The organism is Pseudomonas caspiana (genome assembly GCF_002158995.1).
GTDB lineage: Bacteria > Pseudomonadota > Gammaproteobacteria > Pseudomonadales > Pseudomonadaceae > Aquipseudomonas > Aquipseudomonas caspiana.
Genome location: NZ_LOHF01000003.1, coordinates 272,886 through 293,395 on the forward strand (window position 1 = coordinate 272,886; position 20,510 = coordinate 293,395).

Annotated in this window: 16 protein-coding genes; 10 read left to right on the forward strand and 6 right to left on the reverse strand. The window is 59.0% G+C overall.

Annotation, left to right across the window (positions count from 1 at the left end; translation table 11 throughout):
• Window positions 1–127: 127 nt before the first annotated feature.
• The gene (locus AUC60_RS06045) at window positions 128–2,242 is read left to right on the forward strand and encodes a TonB-dependent siderophore receptor (RefSeq protein ID WP_087265178.1); all 2,115 of its coding nucleotides are present in this window, start codon (window positions 128–130) and stop codon (window positions 2,240–2,242) included.
• Between the two features lie 16 nt (window positions 2,243–2,258).
• Complete coding sequence (locus AUC60_RS06050; RefSeq protein ID WP_087265179.1) at window positions 2,259–2,987, forward strand: DUF4198 domain-containing protein; 729 nt, start codon at window positions 2,259–2,261, stop codon at window positions 2,985–2,987.
• Window positions 2,988–3,120: 133 nt separating this feature from the next.
• Here AUC60_RS06050 and AUC60_RS06055 read toward each other — a convergent pair whose 3' ends face one another.
• Window positions 3,121–4,281 carry an acetyltransferase domain-containing protein gene (locus AUC60_RS06055; RefSeq protein ID WP_087265180.1) on the reverse strand — a complete coding sequence of 387 codons (1,161 nt, stop codon included), beginning with the start codon at window positions 4,279–4,281 and terminating at the stop codon, window positions 3,121–3,123.
• A 289-nt stretch (window positions 4,282–4,570) separates the two neighbouring features.
• Here AUC60_RS06055 and AUC60_RS06060 point away from each other — a divergent pair, with 289 nt between their 5' ends.
• Entirely contained in the window at window positions 4,571–5,608 is a 1,038-nt protein-coding gene (locus tag AUC60_RS06060) for an ABC transporter substrate-binding protein (protein WP_087265181.1), read from the forward strand.
• Window positions 5,609–5,706: 98 nt separating this feature from the next.
• Here the strand turns inward: AUC60_RS06060 and AUC60_RS06065 are convergent, their stop codons facing one another.
• Window positions 5,707–6,462 (reverse strand): IclR family transcriptional regulator, encoded by a 756-nt coding sequence (locus AUC60_RS06065; protein WP_087265182.1) that lies wholly within the window; start codon window positions 6,460–6,462, stop codon window positions 5,707–5,709.
• An 86-nt stretch (window positions 6,463–6,548) separates the two neighbouring features.
• On the opposite strand from AUC60_RS06065, the gene AUC60_RS06070 reads away from it, so the two are divergent.
• The 3 genes from AUC60_RS06070 to AUC60_RS06080 are packed head-to-tail and all read left to right on the forward strand — an operon-like array spanning window position 6,549 to window position 10,517.
• Window positions 6,549–8,078 (forward strand): MFS transporter, encoded by a 1,530-nt coding sequence (locus AUC60_RS06070; protein WP_087265183.1) that lies wholly within the window; start codon window positions 6,549–6,551, stop codon window positions 8,076–8,078.
• The gene (locus tag AUC60_RS06075) at window positions 8,075–9,106 is read left to right on the forward strand and encodes an HlyD family secretion protein (protein ID WP_087265184.1); all 1,032 of its coding nucleotides are present in this window, start codon (window positions 8,075–8,077) and stop codon (window positions 9,104–9,106) included. The genes AUC60_RS06070 and AUC60_RS06075 overlap by 4 nt, the downstream gene beginning before the upstream one ends.
• A gap of 1 nt (window position 9,107) precedes the next feature.
• Window positions 9,108–10,517, forward strand: coding sequence for an efflux transporter outer membrane subunit (locus tag AUC60_RS06080; protein WP_087265185.1), 1,410 nt, complete (start codon window positions 9,108–9,110; stop codon window positions 10,515–10,517).
• A gap of 210 nt (window positions 10,518–10,727) precedes the next feature.
• On the opposite strand, the gene AUC60_RS06085 is transcribed toward AUC60_RS06080, so the two are convergent.
• The 4 genes from AUC60_RS06085 to AUC60_RS06100 all read right to left on the reverse strand — a co-directional run bounded on the left by AUC60_RS06085 (window position 10,728) and on the right by AUC60_RS06100 (window position 14,104).
• Window positions 10,728–11,129: an ExbD/TolR family protein gene (locus AUC60_RS06085; protein WP_087265186.1), complete on the reverse strand. Its 402-nt coding sequence runs from the start codon at window positions 11,127–11,129 to the stop codon at window positions 10,728–10,730.
• A gap of 1 nt (window position 11,130) precedes the next feature.
• On the reverse strand, window positions 11,131–11,856 hold the full coding sequence (locus AUC60_RS06090; protein ID WP_087265187.1) for a MotA/TolQ/ExbB proton channel family protein: 726 nt from the start codon (window positions 11,854–11,856) through the stop codon (window positions 11,131–11,133).
• A 99-nt stretch (window positions 11,857–11,955) separates the two neighbouring features.
• Window positions 11,956–12,777 (reverse strand): energy transducer TonB, encoded by an 822-nt coding sequence (locus AUC60_RS06095; protein WP_087265188.1) that lies wholly within the window; start codon window positions 12,775–12,777, stop codon window positions 11,956–11,958.
• Between the two features lie 280 nt (window positions 12,778–13,057).
• The gene (locus AUC60_RS06100) at window positions 13,058–14,104 is read right to left on the reverse strand and encodes a LacI family DNA-binding transcriptional regulator (RefSeq protein ID WP_087265189.1); all 1,047 of its coding nucleotides are present in this window, start codon (window positions 14,102–14,104) and stop codon (window positions 13,058–13,060) included.
• A 216-nt stretch (window positions 14,105–14,320) separates the two neighbouring features.
• On the opposite strand from AUC60_RS06100, the gene AUC60_RS06105 reads away from it, so the two are divergent.
• The 4 genes from AUC60_RS06105 (at window position 14,321) to mgrA (ending at window position 20,455) form a co-directional block, all read left to right on the forward strand.
• Window positions 14,321–16,549 (forward strand): TonB-dependent receptor, encoded by a 2,229-nt coding sequence (locus tag AUC60_RS06105; protein ID WP_087265190.1) that lies wholly within the window; start codon window positions 14,321–14,323, stop codon window positions 16,547–16,549.
• Window positions 16,550–16,743: 194 nt separating this feature from the next.
• Window positions 16,744–18,084 carry an LLM class flavin-dependent oxidoreductase gene (locus tag AUC60_RS06110; protein ID WP_087265191.1) on the forward strand — a complete coding sequence of 447 codons (1,341 nt, stop codon included), beginning with the start codon at window positions 16,744–16,746 and terminating at the stop codon, window positions 18,082–18,084.
• Window positions 18,081–19,421: an alpha/beta hydrolase family protein gene (locus AUC60_RS06115; RefSeq protein ID WP_238599521.1), complete on the forward strand. Its 1,341-nt coding sequence runs from the start codon at window positions 18,081–18,083 to the stop codon at window positions 19,419–19,421. Before AUC60_RS06110 ends, AUC60_RS06115 begins: the two co-directional genes overlap by 4 nt.
• Window positions 19,418–20,455 carry an L-glyceraldehyde 3-phosphate reductase gene (gene mgrA / locus AUC60_RS06120; RefSeq protein WP_087265192.1) on the forward strand — a complete coding sequence of 346 codons (1,038 nt, stop codon included), beginning with the start codon at window positions 19,418–19,420 and terminating at the stop codon, window positions 20,453–20,455. Before AUC60_RS06115 ends, mgrA begins: the two co-directional genes overlap by 4 nt.
• Window positions 20,456–20,510 lie beyond the last annotated feature (55 nt).

A 20,510-nucleotide genomic window follows, 5' to 3' on the forward strand; every position in this document is an offset into this window, starting at 1 on the left:
TCGAGCGTCAAACCTCGACCCGCCGCAACATTCAGAAACAATCAGCCATAGCCCACTCCAACACACAAATAGAAATAATTCCCGATAGAGACGTTATACTGTAACTAATCTATAAGGAATATCAGAAATGCCCCCTCGCAAAATGGCCTCATTCGCAGGCCTCGCTTTTGGTCTTTTGGCCGATGCCAGCTACGCAGAACAAACACCGAACACTTATGAACTCGACACGATTACGGTAAACGCTGACGCAAACTATGAGTCAGCCACAGGCCCGGTCAGCGGCTACCGTGCCACCCGCTCCGCCACTGCGACGAAGACCGATACGGCCATCAAAGATATTCCGCAATCCATCAGTGTGGTCCCCGCTAGCGTTCTGACGGACTTGGGCAGCTCTAACGTGGAACGCGCTCTGGACTACGCCGGGGGCGTATCGAAACAGAACAATTTCGGCGGCTTGACCCTCTACGAATACAGCATTCGCGGCTTCACCACTTCCGAGTTCTACAAGGATGGGTTCAGCGCCAATCGCGGTTATCCGAGCACACCGGACGCGGCCAGCGTCGAGCGCATTGAAGTGCTCAAAGGCCCCGCAGCGAGCCTGTATGGTCGCGGCGACCCCGGCGGTACGGTCAACATCGTCACCAAGAAACCTCAGGCCGATGCTTTCACCACCCTGCAAACCAGCGCAGGCAGCTGGGATCGTTATCGCACAGCACTGGACGTCAATGCTCCGCTGAACGACGACAAGACTGTACTTTCCCGAGTGAACCTCGCCGTGGAAGACAACAACAGCTTTCGCGATCACGTCGAAAGCAAGCGGGTATTCGTCGCCCCGACGTTCAGCTGGCAGTTGAGTCCGGACACGCATTTATCGGTGGAGACCGAGTTCGTCCGCCACAGCTCAACCTTTGATCGCGGCATCGTTGCCCCCAACAACAAATGGAGCGGCATGTCTCGCCGAACCTTCCTTGGAGAGCCAAACGACGGCGACATTGATAACGACAACAACATGATTCAGGCGGCGCTGGAGCACCAGTTGAATGACTTCTGGTCGCTGCGTCTGGCAAGCCACTACAAGGAAGGCGAGCTGTCCGGTTACGCCTCGGAAAGCCGCGCACTGAATGCTGACGGTCGCACAGTCAACCGTCGCTACCGCGAACGGGATATGAACTGGCACGACAGCATTACCCAGCTTGAGCTGCGTGGTCTGGTGGACATCGGCAGTTGGGAACATCAGCTGTTGATCGGTACCGAGTACGAGAACTATCGCAAGAACGAGCGCGTGACCAATACCGCCGGCAGCCCTTATGCCATCGATATCTACCAGCCGGTTTATGGCCAGCCCAAGCCCAACGGCGTGCGCTCCGGTACAGACTTCTTTGAGCACGTCGAAAGCCAGGCGCTGAACCTGCAGGACCAGATCGTGTTCACCGACAAACTGCGCGGCATGATCGGCGCGCGCTTTGAGCACTTCGAGCAGAGCACCGACGACTACACCCGCAGCGTTACCAACAAGCAGCAACACGACGCGCTGACCTATCGCACCGGCCTGCTGTATCAACTCATCCCGCAAGTCGGCCTGTTTGCCAACGCTTCCACTTCGTTTAAACCCAATAACGGTTTTGATGCCGCGGGCAAGAGCTTCAAGCCCGAGGAAGGCGTGGGCTATGAAGCCGGGATCAAGACGGACCTGTTCGACGACCGCCTGAGCGCCACCCTCGCCGCTTTCCATATCGAAAAGGAAAATGTACTCGCGCTTGACCCAGGCACCGACTCAAACCGGGCTGTAGGTAAAGCTCGCAGCCAGGGTGTTGACATGCAATTTACCGGGCAAGTGACAGACGCGGTGCGAGTGATTGGCGCATTCGCCTACATCGACGCAGAGGTCACCAAAGGCGATACGACGATCCCGACCGGCAGCCGCATCCTTGGCGTCGCCAAACACAGCGGCAGTCTGCTGGGGGTGTACGAGTTTCAGAATGGTGTGCTTAAAGGCTCGGATCTGGGCGCGGCATTCACCTATGTCGGTGATCGATCCGGCGAGGCTGGCACAAGCTTCGAACTGCCCGCCTACCACACCGTTGACTTGCTGGCCCATTACAAAGCCACTGAAAACGTCACCGTCGGCCTGAACCTGAACAACCTGTTCGATGAGAAATATTTCGAGCGTTCCTACAGCAACTACTGGGTCGCCCCCGGCGAACCACGCAATCTGACCGTCAGTCTTTCCCTCAGCCTCTGATCAACAAGGACTCACCATGCACGCTACAAAAACAATTCTGGCCCTGAGCCTGCTCGGCGCTTTCTCCGTCCAACAAGCCGGCGCTCATGGCCTGTGGACGGAAGAACGTCGCGGCAACATCGAAGTGGTTTATGGCCATGGCGCCGAGGACAGCAAATTCAAAGCGGAAAAAGTCAGCGGCGCGTGGGCCTATGACGTGAATGGCAAGATGATCCCGGTGACGGTCGAGCGGCTTGCCGACCATGCGCGCCTGCAACCTTTGAGCAGGCCCGCAGTGATGTTTATGGCGCTGAACAACGGCATGTGGTCGCAGACTGCCGACAAAAAATGGACCAATGAAGGCCGCACGAAAGTCCTTGGTGCGGTCACGGCGCTGGAAACGTTCAAGTACAGCCTGGCGATCTATGAACCGGGCGTGAAACTGCCGCCCCTGAAACGTCTGCGGCTGGTCATCGTGCCCCAGGCCGACCCGCTGAGCGTCGGGCCAGGCAAAGCGCTACCGGTGCAAGTGCTGCTGGATGGCAAGCCATTGGCGGGGATCAAATTGATCGGTGACTACCGCAGCCAGCCGGACGAAGTCAGCGCAACCACCGACGCCCAGGGCCGGGCCAATGTCGTGGTGCGTAACGAAGGCCTGAATATCATTGCCGCCGAGACGGTAGTGAAGGTCAGCGGCAACCCGGACATCGATGAACAAGGGTTGTTTACTTCACTGACCTTTGTCGGTGAGCCGCATCACGAGTAACGGCATGACAGATGCGAGGTCGCCCGCGTCCCTGATTACCGCACTGTCGCGAAACACCCAAAACCTGTAGGTGCTCGTGCGCTCCTACAGGTCTAGCGTTTGCCTCGAGACACCGCGTCTACATGTTCAGATTTCAGAAATACTTCAACCACGCAATGTCCTTGCGCCGCGCCTTGAAGCTGGCGAACGCCTTGACGGCAGGAAACAGCCCCACCGCCAGCAACACCGAGCACAGCCACACCGCGCCCACCGAATCGAAGCCAAAGTAATTACCTTTGTTCGTACCCCAGATCGCCACGGCAATCAGGTACAGAATCTTCAGCACATACAGGTGCAGCAGGTAGAAGAACATCGGTGCGGCACCGAACACTAGCAGCGGCTTGGACCACGCCCGCCCTGCCGCCTTTTCAAACCAGACCAGCAACAACAGACCGATGCCCAGCGTCAGGCTGAGAAACAGCAGCGATGGCGGGTACTTGGTGATGTTGAAGAAGCTCATCAGCGTCTGCACGCTGGTCTCACCCACTGACCAGGGCTTCTCGCCGTAACCGTTCACCAGACGCAACAGGAAGAACAGCACCAGCAGACCCAGACCAGCCAGTGCGAGCCTGTTCTGACGCTTGCGCGCATCAGCCCCGGAAGCGAACCACGGACCCGCCGCGTAACCCAGGGCAATGACCCCAATCCACGGCAACAGCGGATACGAAGTGCGCAAACGCAGACCATCCCAAGGCACCAGCCAACCCCGATCATGCAGGATCGCCCACGGCACATACATCGCTGATTCCTGAGTGAAGTGCAACGTGTCCAGCAGGTTATGCCCGGCAATGATCACCACACCGATGACCACCAATGCAGGTCTTGGCAGCCGCACCAGAATCGCCAATGCCACCATGCTCAGGCCGATGGCCCAGATGACCTGCAAATAAACCGTGGTCGGCGGAAACTGGAAGGTCCAGGCAAAGTTCACCAGCGTAACTTCCAGAGCAATCAGGAACAGCCCGCGCTTGAACAGAAAGCCCGACACCTCACTCGCCCCATGGCGTTCGCCATAGAGGTATGCCGACAGGCCGGTCAGGAAGATGAACAGCGGCGCACACAGATGCGCCAGCGTACGGCTGAAAAACAACTCAGGCGGCGTGGTGGCCACGTCCATCGGGTCCGAAACCTGAAGATGCAGCAGGAAGGTCTCGCGAACATGGTCGAGTAACATGAACAGAATGATCAGGCCGCGCAACGCGTCGATCGACTGCAATCGAGTGGAAGCCGACGGCTTCAGAAGATGGGTCGTCATCGAGAAACTCATGGTGAGGGGTTGAAGCAAAAGCGGCTGCTATCAGTAAAAAACGAACGGCTGCGCACAATCCTGACAAGACAAACCAATGTTATGTTATATCAACAACAAGCACAATTGACTGCGGTGAAGTCACGCATGAGCTGCTTGAGGGCGCGCAAGATCATTTGGCGAACAGCCGTTTATTGACCATAACGTTATTCATTAATGTTATTTAAATATTTTTTCTTATACCTATATCGTCTGCTCCATCGCGTACATCTTTCTCTGTTAAACGCTGGAGCACGGCATGACAAAAACCTCGACACGTCGCCCTCGACTTTCCCGCCTGGCCACCTCGCTTGGCCTGGCGGCTACGCTGCTGACCGGCAGCCTCGCCATGCCGACCGCCGCTCAGGCTGAAGGGCAACTGCGCATCGCCGAGCAGTTCGGCATCGTTTATCTGCTGCTCAACGTGGTGCGCGATCAGAACCTGATCGAGAAACACGGCAAGGCGGATGGCGTGGACATCAAGGTCGACTGGACGCAATTGTCGGGTGGCGCAGCCGTCAATGACGCACTGCTGACCGGAGCTGTGGATATTGCCGGTGCGGGTGTCGGGCCATTGCTGACCATCTGGGACCGGACTCACGGCAAGCAGAACGTCAAGGCCGTGGCTTCGCTGGGTAACTTCCCGTATTACCTGGTGAGCAACAATCCCAAGGTAAAAACCATCGCTGACTTCACCGAGAAAGATCGCATCGCGGTCCCGGCGGTGAGCGTTTCGGTGCAATCACGTTATCTGCAATACGCGTCCGCCAAACTGTGGGGCGATGCAGAATATGCGCGACTGGATAAATACACCGTCAGCCTGCCGCACCCTGACGCCGCTGCGAGCATCATTGCCGGCGGCACCGAGCTGACCGGGCACTTCTCCAACCCGCCGTTTCAGGAGCAGGAAGTAGCCGCAAAAGGCGTGCATGTGGTGCTCAACACCTACGACCTGCTGGGTCCGAATTCGCCGACTCTGTTGTTCGCCACCGAGAAATTCCGCAACGAGAACCCGAAGACCTACAAGGCGTTCATCGAGGCGCTGAGCGAAGCTGAAGACTTTATCCGCAAGGACAAAGGTGCTGCGGCAGACACTTACATCCGCGTCACCAAAGCAAAAATCGACCGGGATGCGCTGCTGAAAATCATCGACAACAAAGACTTCGAGTTCACCATCACACCGAAGAACACCTACCCGATGGCTGAGTTTCTGCACCGCGTCGGCGCGATCAAGAACAAGCCTGAGTCGTGGAAGGACTACTTCTTCCAGGATGCCAAGCCGTTGCAGGGTAGCTGAGGGGTATACCTACCTGTAGGAGCTGCCGAAGGCTGCGATGGCCGCATGTCGGGAAGATCGCTTTCGCAGCCTTCGGCAGCTCCTACAGGGTCCTGCTCTTATTCAACACCCCGCAACCCACTCATCAACTCTTCCCGGCACTTGAGCAGCGCTTTCTCGATGCTCTCTCTGGCCTGGGCAATTCGCCAGGCCGGGCCTGCGACGTCAATTGAGTAGAAGCCCTGTGGGGTTTGCAGACTCACGGCCACCGAGGCCACGCCTTGGGTGTGCTCTTCGTTGCCATAGGAAATCCCGGTTTTCCTGATGCTTTCCAACTGCTCGAGCAGCTCGGGCAATGTGAGGGTATTGGCCGTCAGCGGCTTGATCTTGCGGCCGATCAGTTTGACCACTGATTCGTTGTCCATCCTGGCCAGCAAGGCTTTACCCCCACCAATGCCATAGATGTTCAAAATGCCCCCCGGTCCGGAGGAAACCCTCAAGGAATGACTCGACACCACGGTGTGCAAAATCAATAGCTCAGCCCCCGCAGCACTGGCCAGCACAATTGTTTCTCCAGTCTCCGCTCCCAGCCTTTCGAGGTAAGGGCGCGCCTTCTGCACGATATCCACATGGCTATGGGAAGCCAGACGCATCAACGCCGGACCCAGACAGATTCCGCCGCGCCCGTGTACCTCCAGCAGCTCTTCCAGTGCCAGTGCATCGACCAACCGCTGCACCGTGGAACGAGGCAACTCACAACGCTTGGCGATTTCCCCAAGGCTCAAACCGGCAGGCTCTCCTTCAAGGCTGCGCAGGATCGCTGCCGCCCGGGAAATAACCTGCACGCCACCGCGATCTGGATCCGTTGTCGTCATGGACACACCTTGTCATAAGTACCACTGATTGATACAGTGTACCGCCTTACAGTTAATAACTGAAACACTCTCAGCAGGATTTTTACGTGTCAGCGCCTCCACCACCGCCCTCTCCCGCACCCTTTACGATCCGTCTGGCACTGGGTCTGGTCGGCGTGCTGATTGCTGCGCTGACTTCCGGAATCAACGATCGGGTCACCGATATCACGCTGGCCGACATTCTAGGCGTGTACGGTCTGGGACACGATGACGGCACGTGGGTCAGTTCGGTCTACGCTGCTGCCGAAGTCTCGGCCATGCTGCTTGCGCCATGGTTTGCAGTGACCTTTTCCCTGCGTCGCTTTGCCATCGTCGCGACCTTCGCCTTTACGTTTTTCGGCGCAATCATCCCCTTCGCGCCGAATCTGGAAAGTCTTGTCACCCTGCGCGTATTGCAAGGCATCGCAGGCGGTGCGCTACCGCCGTTGCTGATGACTGCCGCATTACGTTTTCTGCCGTGGCATATCAAGTTGTACGGTTTGTCAGCCTATGCGCTGACGGCGACTTTCGGCCCTAATCTGGCGATGCCGCTGGCCGCACTGTGGACCGAAGGTGTCGACTGGCGAATGGTCTTCTGGCAGATCATCCCGTCCGGGCTGATCGGGGCTGCGCTGATTGCTTATGGGTTGCCACAGGATCCGTTGCGCCTGGAACGCTTCAAACAGGCAGACTGGCGCGGGGCGTTGCTGGGGGTCAGCGGCGTCTCCATGCTGATCATCGCGCTGACACAGGGCGAGCGTCTGGACTGGCTCAACTCGTCACTGATCAGCTTCCTGTTACTGGGTGCTGCAGTGTGTCTGCCCGCGTTTCTGGTCAACGAATGGTTTCATCCGCTGCCGCTGTTCAAACTGCAATTGCTCAAGCGTCGCAACTTCAGCTACGGCCTGATCACCTTGTGCCTGTTTCTCTTTGTCGGGCTGGCGGGCAGCGCAATCCCGGCGTCTTACCTGACCCAGATTCAAGGCTACCGCCCGCTGCAAACCATGCCGACTGCGTTGATCATCGCCCTGCCGCAATTGCTGATTGCGCCGCTGGTGGCCTGGATGATCAATCGCAATTGGGTCGACTCGCGTTATGTGATTGCCTTCGGCCTCGGGTTGCTGACCCTCGCCTGTCTGGGCGGCTCGCAGATCACCAGCGAATGGATCCGCGACGATTTCTACCTGCTGCAATTACTGCACACCTTCGGCCAGCCCATGGTGGTGGTGCCGTTGCTGATGAATGCAACAGGGGTGATTCAGCCCCTTGAAGGGCCGTTCGCCTCTTCAATGGTCAACACACTGCGCGGGCTGTTTTCGGTGATTGCCGGGGCTGCGCTGGAAAACTTTGTCACCCACCGCGAGCACTTCCACTCCAACGTATTGCTCGACGGTGTGGGCACAAGGCTGCAAGGCCTGGAACCTCTGCACAGCGTTCAGAGCACTGCTGCGCTGGCCCGTCAGGTCAAGGAACAAGCCTACGTATTGAGTTTCAGCGATGCCTTCCTCGCATTGCTGGCCATCATCGGCGTTTTGCTGGTCATTCTGCTGACCCTGCCCAAGCGCGCCTATCCACCGCAATCTCCGGTACCGTCATGAAACAGCACAGAACCGCCCTCTCCCTGGCCTGCGTCGCCGTCGTCGTTTGCGTCGCTTACATCGGTTATCGCCTGATCAGCGGCGGCACCGTGCAACAGACCGACGACGCTTACATCCGCGCCGACTCGGTAATGGTTTCGCCGCGCCTTTCCGGACAGATCAGCAACATCGCCGTTGAAGACAACCAGCGGGTCAAGGCCGGCGACCTGCTGGCTGAAATCGACAATGCCGATTACCGCGTCGCGCAACTGTCGGCCAAGGCCAACGTTGAAGCGGCGTCCGCGCAAATCCAGAACCTCAAGGCCAGTATCGAACGGCAGGCTGCGGTCATTGATCAAGCCGCCGCTACCACGCGCGCTACGGCTGCATCGCTCAAGTTTGCTCAGGAAAACGCCAAGCGTTACCTGAACCTGTCCAACGCCGGGGCCGGTACTCAGCAGGAACGCCAGAAAGCCGATGCCGAACTGCTGGGCTGGCAAGCCGCCCGTGATCGCGATGAAGCCTCGCGTGTCGCCGCGTCCAAGAGTCTGGATGTACTCAAGGCGCAGCTGGAAGTGGCCAAGGCAGCGCTGGCCAAAGACGAGGCCGCCTTGCAACAGGCTGATCTGAATCTGTCCTACACCCGCATTACCGCGCCGCAAGACGGCATGGTCGGTCAGCGCTCGGTCCGCGTCGGCGCGTATGTTTCTCAGGGGCAAGCCTTGATGGCCATTGTTCCTTTGCAGGACGCCTTCGTGGTCGCCAACTTCCGCGAAACCCAGCTGGCTCACATGCAGCCGCAACAGAAAGTCGAACTGAGCGTGGACAGCTTTCCTGATCACACCTTCAGCGGCTACATCGACAGTATTGCCCCGGCGACCGGTGTCTCGTTCTCGCCTATCGCGCCGGATAACGCGACCGGTAACTTCACCAAAGTGACCCAGCGTCTGCCGGTGAAAATCAGGTTCGATGCCGATCAGCCAGATTTGCAAAAGCTGCGGATCGGTATGTCGGTCGTGGCGCGAATCGACACCGCGCAGGAGCACTGAGATGAAACGTTGCCTGCTGTTTGCCGCTATGGTCAGCCTCGGTGCCTGCTCGGTCGGCCCTGACTTTCAACGCCCGCAAGCGCAGCTGCCGCAGACCTGGCAAGGTAGCGTGCGCCCCGGCGCTACGCCGGGCAGCCCTGCGGACAGCCAATGGTGGCAGCAACTGGGCGACCCGCAATTGACTGCGCTGGTGGAACGAGCCGCCAAGGCCAATCTCGACGTGCGCGAAGCCAGTAATCGCCTGGAGCAAAGCCGGGTCATGCGTCAGGTTACCGGCAGCCAGCAATTGCCCGGCGTTGCCGCCAATGGCAGTTATCGCCGCGCGCGCAACAGCGCCGAAGGTCTCAATGATCCTTCCGGTGAACAAGGCCAGTCCCCGTTCGAATTGTGGAGCGCGACGCTGGATGCCAGTTGGGAGCTAGATCTCTGGGGCCATGTACGGCGCAACGTCGAAGCCGCCGATGCGGAAATCGAACTGACCCAGGCCCAGCGCGACGGCGTGCTGTTGAGCATCGCCGCCGAAACCGCCACCGATTACATCCGCCTGCGCGGCGTGCAGGCCAAACTCGGCGTTGCACGGCAGAACCTGGAGATTGCCAGACAGAGTCGGCAGTTGACTCAGGCCCGTTTCGACAATGGCGTGACCACCAATCTCGACACGTCCAACGCAGCCGCGCAGGTGGCGACCATCGAAGCGGTGATTCCAACTCTGGGTGCCGAACAGGATCGCCTCATCAACGCCCTGAGTTACCTGCTCGCCGAACCGCCTCGCGCATTGAGCGCTGAACTGCTCGAACCGAAAAATATTCCTCATCCAGCACCGGACGTGCCGCTGGGCCTGCCTTCGGAACTGGCCCAAAGACGGCCGGATATCCAGCAAAGCGAAGCGGCCCTGCACCGGGCCACTGCGGCAATTGGCGTGGCACAAGCGGACTTTTATCCACGGGTCAGCCTGGGTGCGGGCTTCGGCACGCAAGCGCTGGACGGCTCGGATGTGGGCGCGTGGAGTTCTCGCCAATGGACCTATGGCCCAAGCCTGTACCTGCCGATCTTTCAGGGCGGCCGCCTGACCGGCACCCTGGAACTGCGCAAACGGCAGGAGCAGGAAGCGGCACTCAATTACCAGCGTGTGGTACTCGGGGCCTGGCATGAAGTTGATAACGCCATGACGGACTATGCCGCAGAGAAGCAAAAACACACTGCGTTGCAGGAAGCCGTCAGCCAGAACAATATCGCCCTGAGCACTGCCCGGGATCGCTACGCCCAGGGTGCGGCGGACTTCATCAACGTGCTGAATGTGCAGCGTGCGTTGCTGGATACCCAAAGTGCTCTGGTGGATAGCGCGACGGCGGCGGCAATTGATCGGGTCAGACTGTACCGCGCACTGGGCGGTGGTTGGCCGAAGGGTTAATGCGTCGGCGTGGGACCGGCTTTAGCCGGGAAAGCGATATTTCTGACGGCACAAATTCAGCGGCTGTACTGGCCGCTTCCCGGCTAAAGCCGGTCCCACAAGGGGACTCCATTTCAATTCGAAATTGAGTTTGCATAAAAAAACAGGCTGCCCTCATGCCAAAGGAACAGCCTGTAAAAACAACGAAGTTTTTGAGTTGCTTCCAGCGTCTTACTTGGCGGTGATCACCGACAACTTGGTAATCCCTGCCCGTTCAATGGACGCCATGGCTCGCGCCACTTCCCCATAGTTCACACCGTTATCGGCCTGCAATTGCACCCGTACATCCGGGGCTTTTTCCTTGGCGGCCTTGAGGTTGGTCTCCAACAGGTCCGGCTGGATTTCATCCTTGTTGATGAACAGCTTGCCCTGCCCGTCGATGCTCACCACCAGCGGGTCTTTCTGCTCCACCGGGGCGACCGATTCAGTCTTCGGCAAATTGATCGGAATCGAGTTGGTCAGCAGTGGCGCGGTGACGATAAACACCACCAGCAGCACCAGCATCACATCCACCAGCGGCGTGACGTTGATCTCGCTCAGGACTTCATCGCTGTCTTGTGTGGAGAAAGCCATCTCAGGACGCCTCCTGCACTTTGTGGCCTACAGCGGGTGCGCCGTGCTTGGTCAGCACTGGGTGCAACAGGACGCGGAACGAGTTCTTCTGCGCCAGGCTATAGAAGTCGTGGGCAAAGTCATCCAGGTCAGCGGCAGTCAGTTTCAAACGGCGAAGGAAGTAGTTGTAAACCAGCACCGCTGGTACCGCGACCGCGATACCAACACCCGTGGCGACCAGCGCAGCGCCGATAGGCCCGGCAACGGTTTCAAGGCTCGCTGAACCCGCTGCGCTGATGCCTTTCAAGGCAGACATGATGCCCCAGACCGTACCGAACAGACCGATAAACGGCGAGGTGCTGCCGATACTGGCAACTACCGCAAGGCCGGTTTCCAGCGAACGGCGTTCACGCACGATTTGCTGACGCAGGGCACGCTCCAGACGGTCCTGATGATTGATCGCCTGGCTCAGGTCAGCAGCTTGCGCACCGTCCGGCACCTGAATCGCGGCGTAACCGGCCAGCGCTACACGAGCGGCTGCACCCGGTTGTTCCTGAGCCAGTTGCGCGGCGGAATCAAGGCTCGATGCGGCCCAGAATTGCTTGTGGAATTTGCGATCCTGATTCTTCAGGCGGGTGAACTGCACGCCTTTGAGCAGGGCCAGGCCCCAGGTCGCAACGGAAAACAGGACCAGCAGCCAGATGACGGCATGCTCAACGGATTCGAAAGGGGAAGCAAGTAGGTTCATGGCGCGGCTCTCTCTGAATAAGGCATGTCTCTGAACAAGACAAGTTGTGTAGCGATGCGCCTTTTGCTCAGGTAGCTCGCAGATTCAAACGAATAAGGGTTAACGAATCTTGAAATCGATGGGCACGCTGACCCAGCCGTCCTGGGCAACATCGCCCTGCTTGGCCGGTACAAAACTCCAGCGTTTAACCGCTGCCAGGGCCGCGTCGTCGAGCTGATCGCGTCCGCTGCTTTTCTGCAGTTGAATCTCACCCGGCTTGCCGCTGGCCAGTACATGCACTCGCAACAACACCGTACCTTCCCAACCGCGACGCATGGCCAGTGCCGGGTATTCCGGAGCCGGATTTTTCAGGTAACCGGCATTGGCAGAAGCTGGCGTTACTGGTTTTGGTGCAGGTGGCGCGGGCGGCGCAGGTGCTGCAACCGGTTGTGGCGGCGTCGGCGGGGCTGGCGGTTGCTCAACGGGTTTGGCGACCGGCTTGGGCACAGGTTTTACAACCGGCTTGGGCTTTGGAATCGGCTTGGGCGGTGGCGGTTTGACCGCGAGTTCGTCTTCCACAGGCGGTGGTGGTTCCTCGACGACCGGCTGCACGATGGGCTCGGGCGGCGGTGGCGTTTCTAACACTGGCACTGGCGGCGCAGGCTGGGAAAACTCGATCGTCATCGGTGGAACTTCGGGTGGTGCTACCGGCAACGGAGCAGGCGGATTCTGGTTGACCCAGTAAATGACCGCGCCGTGCAACACCAAGGCGAACACGCCCAGCAATACGGCTTCACGACGGCTCAAAATCCGTTTCGGCGTGCTGTGCAGACGCGACAGCGCCAAGGGACCGCGATAAACGCGCCCCAGATCGAGCAGCTCGCCGCCCGGTGCCGGACGCCACAGCACATCGAGTGCGCTGGCGCTTTGGACATTGCCCATTGTGTGCTCCTGCAAAACCTTCAAATGAAAAGCCCGAGGCAGAGCGGCTGGCTCTGCAACGACGCCTGGGTTAAATAATCCACGAGACGATATATTTCTTAAAAGAATATTTTCTCAGATGGTTATTCTCAAATTGCATAACACCCGATTTTAATTTGCGAATGCTGACCTGTGGGAGCTGGGCTTGCCCGCGATAAGTCTGGACGGGATTTAAAGTGAACCGAGTCCAGCCTTATCGCGAGCAAGCTCTGCTCCCACAAGAAAAATCCCCAGCTCGGAATCACGTACTCTCCCGCTCAATCACTTCACACTTGAGCAGGTTCAAGCGCTGCAACTCTCCTTCCAGCTCGACCACCCCCAGGCTTTGCAGCAACCGGGTTGCGGCCAGCACGCCGATCTCCAGCGCGGGCGGTTTGATCGTGCTCAAACTCGGCAACAGCATCTCGGCAAACGCGTAATCACCAAAGCCCAGCACCGCGCAATCCTGCGGAATACGCAGCCCCGCACGCTGCCCTGCCAGCAGTCCGCCCGCCGCCAGGTTGTCGTTGGCGAAAACGATGGCATCGGGCTTTTCAGCCGCACTCATCAACGCCTGCATTGCCTGTTTTCCTGCTTCAAATGGCGCTCGATCAGAGTCCGGCGCAAACAGGATCGGCGTCAGCCCCAACTCGACCAACGCTGCCGCGCAGCCGTCACGACGCTCAATGGCACTGAAGTCACCCGGTGCGCTGTTCTGCACGAAAGCGATCCTTCGGTAGCCCTTGCCATACAGGTAACGCGCAGCGGTGACACCCACTTCGTAGTGGGAAAAGCCGATCTGGATCGGCGCACGATCCGGCTGGTAATCCCAGGTTTCCACCAGTGGAATATCCGTGTCCGCCAACATCTTCTCGGTGGTCGCGCTGTGAAAATGACTGGTCACTACCAAGGCGGCAGGCGACCAGCCGAGAAAGGCGCGAACGGCGTTTTCCTCCTGCTCGACCGAGAAGTAACTCGACGCCAGCAGCAACTGATAACCGTGCCGCGTCAGGGTGTCGCTGAAACCTTGAATCGTGCTGGCAAAGATCGGCCCGGAGATGTTCGGCACCACCATGCCGACAATCCGCCCGCGCGCCGACGCCAGACCGCCCGCCACCAGATTGGGGACATACCCCAGCTCAGCCACCGCAGCCGCGATACGCTCGCGGTGCTCGTCAGACACTTGATCCGGCTGATTGAAGTAACGCGAAACTGTCATTGTCGAGACGCCGACATGTCTGGCCACCGTATCCAGCGTGATACGCCCTGCCCCGCGACGTTTGCGCGGCGGCCTTTTCTGATCGTTCAAGGCTTATGCCCTTCTAACAAAAAAGAATATAAAAGTAATTTTTGAGTATTGGACGATCTATATCGTCCTTGCTGATACTGACGATGTTAGCGCTAACGGAATGATCTTGTCAGCTACTCGCTTGAGCGAATGCCGCCGGAACACAGCCAACGCCTACATCAGGAGCAGTGACCGAAGAGTCACGGCAGTCAGGGCATCTTTCAAGCGAGCATCGACATGCAACACACCTCTGGGGACACCATCAAACCGGCGCGCCTGGCGCAAGCCATCGCCGCAGCACTGGCTTTGACTTCAATGCCAGGCATCGCAGCCGACAGCAGCGCAACCGATACCGAAAGTCAGACTGCGACCTTGCAGGCAGTGACCGTAACGGCAACCCGTCGCGAAGAGTCGCTGCAAAAAGTACCGGTGGCAGTCTCTGTAGTCGAAGGCGAACAACTGGAACGTGATAACCGCAACGGCGTATCGAGCATCGTCCAGCAGATCCCCAGCCTGAACTTCCGCACCGGCGCATCGAACAAAGACACCTCGTTGTTCGTCCGTGGCGTGGGCACAATCTCCACCTCGCCGGGTGTCGAGCCGACAGTCGCGACAGTAGTGGACGGCGTGGTTTACGCCCGCCCCGGTCAGGCGACGCTGGACTTGCTTGATCTGGACCGCATCGAAGTGCTGCGCGGCCCGCAAGGCACGCTGTTCGGCAAGAACGCTTCAGCGGGCGTGCTTAACGTGATCAGCAAGGCACCCACTGAAGAAACCCATGGTTACATCGATCAGTCGTACTACAGCGGCAACGAAAGCCGCACTCGTTTCGGCATCGGTGGCAGTCTGATTCCGGACACACTGAAAGGCTCGATCACGACCTTGTTCGGCAGCTATGACGGCAACGTCGACAACAAGGCCAACGGCCATGAAGTCAACGGTTACAACCGCAAGGGGGCGCGTGGAAAACTGGAGTTCACGCCCAACGATGACGTCAAACTGACCGTGATCGCCGACTACATGCAGGCCCACGATGACGCACCGAACGGCGTCGTCAGCTCAACGCTGAACCCGGCCTTTGCCGGAGCCCTCGCGCCGGTACGCGCCAGCAACGACAACCGCGATATCGTCAGCGACTACCGCAGCCACGTTGAAGACATCAACAAAGGTTTGTCAGCGCAACTGGACTGGAATCTGGGTGATTACACCCTGACGTCGATCACCGCCTGGCGCGGCTGGAACAACACGCAGTGGCAGGACGGCGATCGCCTGTCGAATGTCACGGCGTCATTCCCCGGCACCGAAGACAAGGGCGATCTGGACTTCAATCAATACTCGCAGGAACTGCGTCTGGCCTCGCCCAAAGGCCAGTTCCTGGAATACGTCGGCGGCCTGTATTACATGCACGGCAAGGATGAAGAAACTTATCGCCGCACGCTGGTCACGCCGACCGCCAGCGCCGTGGGTGTGGCTGACTACGGGACGACCAGTGACAGTTATTCGGTATTTGGCGAAAGCACGCTGAACTTCACTCCGGCGTTTCGCGGGATCGCCGGTTTGCGCTGGACTCACGATGAACTGGAATATGACCATCGCCGGGTTTCGACGTCCGCAACCCAGGTTCCGGGAATCAATCCGGGCACCAGCAGTTCCGGCTCAGTGGACGAAGATGGCTGGTCCGGGCGTCTTGGTCTGCAATATGACCTGACCGATAACGTCATGACCTACCTGACCTATTCACGCGGCTACAAAGGCCCGGCTTACAACGTGTTCTTCAACATGCAGCCGCGTGACACCGATGCGCTCAAACCAGAGACTTCCAATACTTGGGAACTGGGCGTCAAGGCCAGCAGCTGGAACAATCGCCTGATCACCAACCTTGCGGTATTCCACAGCGACTACGACAACTATCAAGCGAACTTCTTCGATACGGTGGCCGGTAGCGTCGTGACGCGGTTGATCAACGCCGGTAGCGTTTCCACCGAAGGTGTCGAGGCGGATTTTGCCTTGCAAGCCACCCAGAACCTGAAGTTTTCCGGCGCAGTGGCCTACACCAAAGCGCGCATCGATACCTTCGCCTGCCCGGCGGGCGCGGCAGCATCGTGCAACGTCGACGGCAAAACCCTGCCCTTCTCGCCCGACTGGAAAAGCTATGTGCGGGCTGACTACAGCATCCCGCTGGACAATGGTCTGGATGTCGAGCTGGGCACTGATTACAGCTGGCAGAGCGAAGTGCAGTACGACATCAGTCAAAACCCGGACACTGTCCAGGGCGCCTACGGCATCTGGAACGCCAGCGTCGCACTGGCCGACTACACCAATGGCTGGCGCGTAGCGCTACTGGCCAAAAACCTGACGGACAAATCCTACTCACCTGGCCTGGCCGCTACCGGCAACTACATCACCCGCGCGGTACCGCGTGATGACGAGCGGTATTTTGGTGTGCAGTTACGTAAGGATTTTTGACCGCTGGAGCGAGCGGGCGGCGAGCTGACGTGGGACCGGCTTCAGCCGGGAAGGCGGCATTTCTGACTTATGAAGATGTAGTGACTTCAAGGGCCTCTTCCCGGCTAAAGCCGGTCCCACGTCGCATGCAAACATTGGACTCACCACATGAGACCTCGGCTTCAGCAGATGAACGACGAAACAAGGAACACCAAATGAGCAACACACCTCGCCAACTCAGCCTCGGCGCCTTTCTCATGGCCACCGGGCACCATGTGGCGGCCTGGCGTCACCCGGACGTACCGGCCAACGCAGGGCTGGACTTCAAGCATTACAAACATTTGGCCCAAGTGGCCGAAGCAGCGAAATTCGACGCGCTGTTCGTCGCTGACAGCGTGGCCGCTGCAACAGGTGCAAGCGCCAGCCACATGGCGCGCTCCGATCATTTTGAACCGCTGACCCTGATGTCAGCGCTCAGCGCAGTCACCGAGCACATCGGTCTGATCTGCACCGCCACCACCAGTTACAACGAGCCGTACCACGTGGCGCGCAAGTTCGCCTCACTGGATCATCTGTCTGGCGGCCGCGCTGGCTGGAATCTGGTGACCTCCGACGCAGCCGCTGAAGCGCAGAATTTCGGGCGCGACGAACACATCGGTCACGCAGAACGCTACAGCCGCGCGCGCGAGTTTCATAAAGTCGTGACCGGCCTGTGGGACAGCTGGGAAGACGACGCCTTCGTTCGCGACAAGGCCAGCGGCGAGTATTACGACCCGGCCAAGCTGCACGTGCTGAATCACCACGGGGAACACTTCCGGGTCAAAGGCCCGCTGAACGTCGCTCGCTCACCTCAAGGGCAACCGGTGGTCGTGCAGGCAGGCTCTTCGGAAATCGGCCGCGAAATGGCGGCTGAAACCGCCGAAGTAGTGTTCACCGCGCAAACTTCACTGGCCAATGCCCAGGCGTTCTATGCCGACATCAAAGGTCGTATGGCACGCTTCGACCGCGATCCTGACAGCCTGAAAATCATGCCCGGCGTGCTCGTGGTGGTGGGCGACAACGAAGCCCTGGCCCAAGAGAAATTCGAAGCGTTTCAGGCGTTGGTAGAGCCTAAAGTTGGCGTCGCCTTGCTGGGCCGGATGCTGGGCAATTTCGATCTGTCCGGTTACCCCTTAGACGAACCCTTGCCACCACTGCCGTTGACCGACAGTGGCCAACAAAGTCGCCAGAAGCTGCTGACCCAACTGTCCCGAGATGAAAACCTGACCCTTGCCCAATTGGGCCGTCGAATTGCCGGGGGGCGCGGGCACTACAGCCTGATCGGCACCCCTACGCAAATCGCCGATGAACTGCAGGCATGGTTCGAGGAGCGTGCCGCCGATGGCTTTAATGTATTGGTGCCGCACCTGCCCGGTGGGCTAGAAGACGTTGCCCATTACGTGGTACCTGAACTACAGCGCCGCGGGCTATTCCGCACGGAGTACAGCGGCAACACACTGCGGGAAAACCTTGGCCTGCAACGGCCACGCCATCGCTTTGCCGGAGATTCCGAGTGAAAAACAATCCCTTGAGAGTCGCCAGCCTGCTGCTGGTATGGAGCCTGTCGTGCAGCGCCTTCGCGCTCAATGGCGATCCGCGCCCGGATGCGCCTGAACTGGCCGCACGCGGTGATTATCAGGTGGGCGTAAGGACCGTTGACGTGATTCATCGCGATCAACTCAATATCCTCGCGGCTACCAGCACGGACAGCAACCCGCGCTATGACCGGCCGCTGCGTCTGGAAGTCTGGTATCCGGCTCAGTTGAAAACCGGCCAGGCCGAGCTGAGCACTTACACCGATGTGCTGGGTGCAGGCGCCAATAACCCGGCCCGGCCCAATACCGCGTTCACGTTCAAAGGCCGCGCTGCACGCGATGCGCAGCCACGCACAGCCAAGGCGTTCCCGCTGGTGATCGTGTCCCACGGTTATCCGGGCTCACGCTTGCAGATGAGTTACCTGACCGAATTTCTCGCCTCCCACGGCTATATCGTCGTCGCCATTGATCACACTGAATCCACCCGCGCCGACCGGGCCGGCTTCGCCAGCACGTTGCTCAACCGCCCTCTGGATATTCTGTTCGTGCTGGACCAGGTCACGGAGTGGGCGAAGTCAGGCAGTGGCAATCCACTCGCCGGCAAAATAGACGTAAACCACACCGCGCTGCTCGGCTATTCCATGGGCGGCTATGGCGTGCTTAATGCTGCAGGCGTCGGCACTGGAGCGGCAGCACTACGCTTTGTACCCGGCACGGCCTTGCAGGCCAGACAAGCGGGCAACCCGGCGTTCGAAGCCGCACGTGACGCGCGCATCAAAGCGCTGATCGCCTTCGCGCCATGGGGCGGACAGCAAAGCCTGTTCGAGGAAAAAGGGCTAGTGGGACTGCGCGTTCCGAGCCTGTTCATTGCTGGCGATCAGGATGATGTGGCCGGTTACGCTGACGGCGTCAGACGCCTGGCTGAAGGCGCAAAGAATGCTAACCGCTACCTGCTGGTTTACGAAAATGCCCGGCATAACATCGCGCCCAATCCGCCCCCTGCGGCCGCAAGCAGTCACCCCGATGATTTTTCCGCCTATGCTGAGCCGGTCTGGGACATAAGCCGCATCAACAACATCAATCAGCACTTTGTTCTGGCCTTTCTCGATCAGCAACTCAAAAGCATCGATAGCCAGCCCTGGTTGTCTCTGGTGCCACGGGCCGCCGACGGCAAATGGTCGAAAGACGAAACCGGACGCGAAAAACCTGATCACACCTACTGGAAGGGCTTCAAAAATCGCAGCGCTCTGGGCCTGGAGTTTTATCACTGGCCAGCGCAAACGACCCCGTCTTCGACTACCCCACGAGACCCACAATGACCTATACCGCTGCCCAAAACCGCTACGAAAAAATCCCCTATCGCCGCACCGGCCGCAGTGGGCTGGTACTGCCCGCGCTATCGCTGGGCCTGTGGCACAATTTTGGCGACAGCACGCCGCTCGACACTCAACGTGCGATGCTGCGCACGGCGTTCGACCTGGGCATCAATCACTTCGATCTGGCCAACAACTATGGCCCGCCCTATGGCAGCGCCGAGAGCAATTTCGGCAAGCTGTTCCGCGAGGACTTCAAGCAGTATCGCGATGAGCTGATCATCTCCACCAAAGCCGGTTGGGACATGTGGCCCGGCCCTTACGGCCAGGGTGGAGGCTCGCGCAAATACGTGCTGGCCAGCCTCGATCAGAGTCTGCAGCGTATGGGCCTGGATTACGTCGACATCTTTTACTCGCACCGTTTCGACCCGGACACGCCGCTGGAAGAAACCGCCAGCGCTCTGGCCACTGCCGTGCAGCAGGGCAAGGCGCTGTACATCGGTATCTCTTCTTACTCCGGCAGCAAAACCCGTGAAATCGCCGCGCTGCTGAAAGAGTGGAAAGTGCCGTTGTTGATTCACCAGCCTGCGTACAACCTGCTCAATCGCTGGGTCGAAAAAGACCTGCTGGACACCACCGATGAGCTGGGCGCCGGAGTGATCGTCTTCACTGCGTTAGCGCAGGGTTTGTTGACCGACAAATACCTCAACGGCGTACCGCAGGATGCCCGGGTCAATCGTCCGGGTGGCGGTTCGTTGCAGGCCTCTCACCTGTCCGAAGCCAACATTGCTCACGTTCGCGCATTGAACGAGATCGCCAAACGCCGCGGCCAGAGCCTGGCGCAAATGGCATTGGCCTGGACCCTGCGTGATCCGCGCGTGACCTCAGCCTTGATTGGCGCGAGCCGTCCGGAGCAGATCATTGAAAACGTCGAAGCACTGAAAAACCTCGAATTCAGTCAGGAAGAACTGACCGAAATCGACCGCTTCGCTCAGGAAGGCGGCATCAACCTGTGGGAGAAGCCGTCGTTGGCGGAGTGAAGTCAGGCAGTTCCTATCAGAAAATCAGCTTACTTGGTTGAAACGCATTTCCTGT

Coding starts and splice junctions, on each gene's coding strand:
- AUC60_RS06075 (WP_087265184.1), top strand. CDS start 8,075: ATGAAACAGCACAGAACCGCCCTCTCCCTGGCCTGCGTCGCCGTCGTC.
- AUC60_RS06055 (WP_087265180.1), bottom strand. CDS start 4,281: ATGACGACCCATCTTCTGAAGCCGTCGGCTTCCACTCGATTGCAGTCG.
- AUC60_RS06065 (WP_087265182.1), bottom strand. CDS start 6,462: ATGACGACAACGGATCCAGATCGCGGTGGCGTGCAGGTTATTTCCCGG.
- AUC60_RS06110 (WP_087265191.1), top strand. CDS start 16,744: ATGAGCAACACACCTCGCCAACTCAGCCTCGGCGCCTTTCTCATGGCC.
- AUC60_RS06095 (WP_087265188.1), bottom strand. CDS start 12,777: ATGGGCAATGTCCAAAGCGCCAGCGCACTCGATGTGCTGTGGCGTCCG.
- AUC60_RS06080 (WP_087265185.1), top strand. CDS start 9,108: ATGAAACGTTGCCTGCTGTTTGCCGCTATGGTCAGCCTCGGTGCCTGC.
- mgrA (WP_087265192.1), top strand. CDS start 19,418: ATGACCTATACCGCTGCCCAAAACCGCTACGAAAAAATCCCCTATCGC.
- AUC60_RS06060 (WP_087265181.1), top strand. CDS start 4,571: ATGACAAAAACCTCGACACGTCGCCCTCGACTTTCCCGCCTGGCCACC.
- AUC60_RS06045 (WP_087265178.1), top strand. CDS start 128: ATGCCCCCTCGCAAAATGGCCTCATTCGCAGGCCTCGCTTTTGGTCTT.
- AUC60_RS06090 (WP_087265187.1), bottom strand. CDS start 11,856: ATGAACCTACTTGCTTCCCCTTTCGAATCCGTTGAGCATGCCGTCATC.
- AUC60_RS06050 (WP_087265179.1), top strand. CDS start 2,259: ATGCACGCTACAAAAACAATTCTGGCCCTGAGCCTGCTCGGCGCTTTC.
- AUC60_RS06085 (WP_087265186.1), bottom strand. CDS start 11,129: ATGGCTTTCTCCACACAAGACAGCGATGAAGTCCTGAGCGAGATCAAC.
- AUC60_RS06105 (WP_087265190.1), top strand. CDS start 14,321: ATGCAACACACCTCTGGGGACACCATCAAACCGGCGCGCCTGGCGCAA.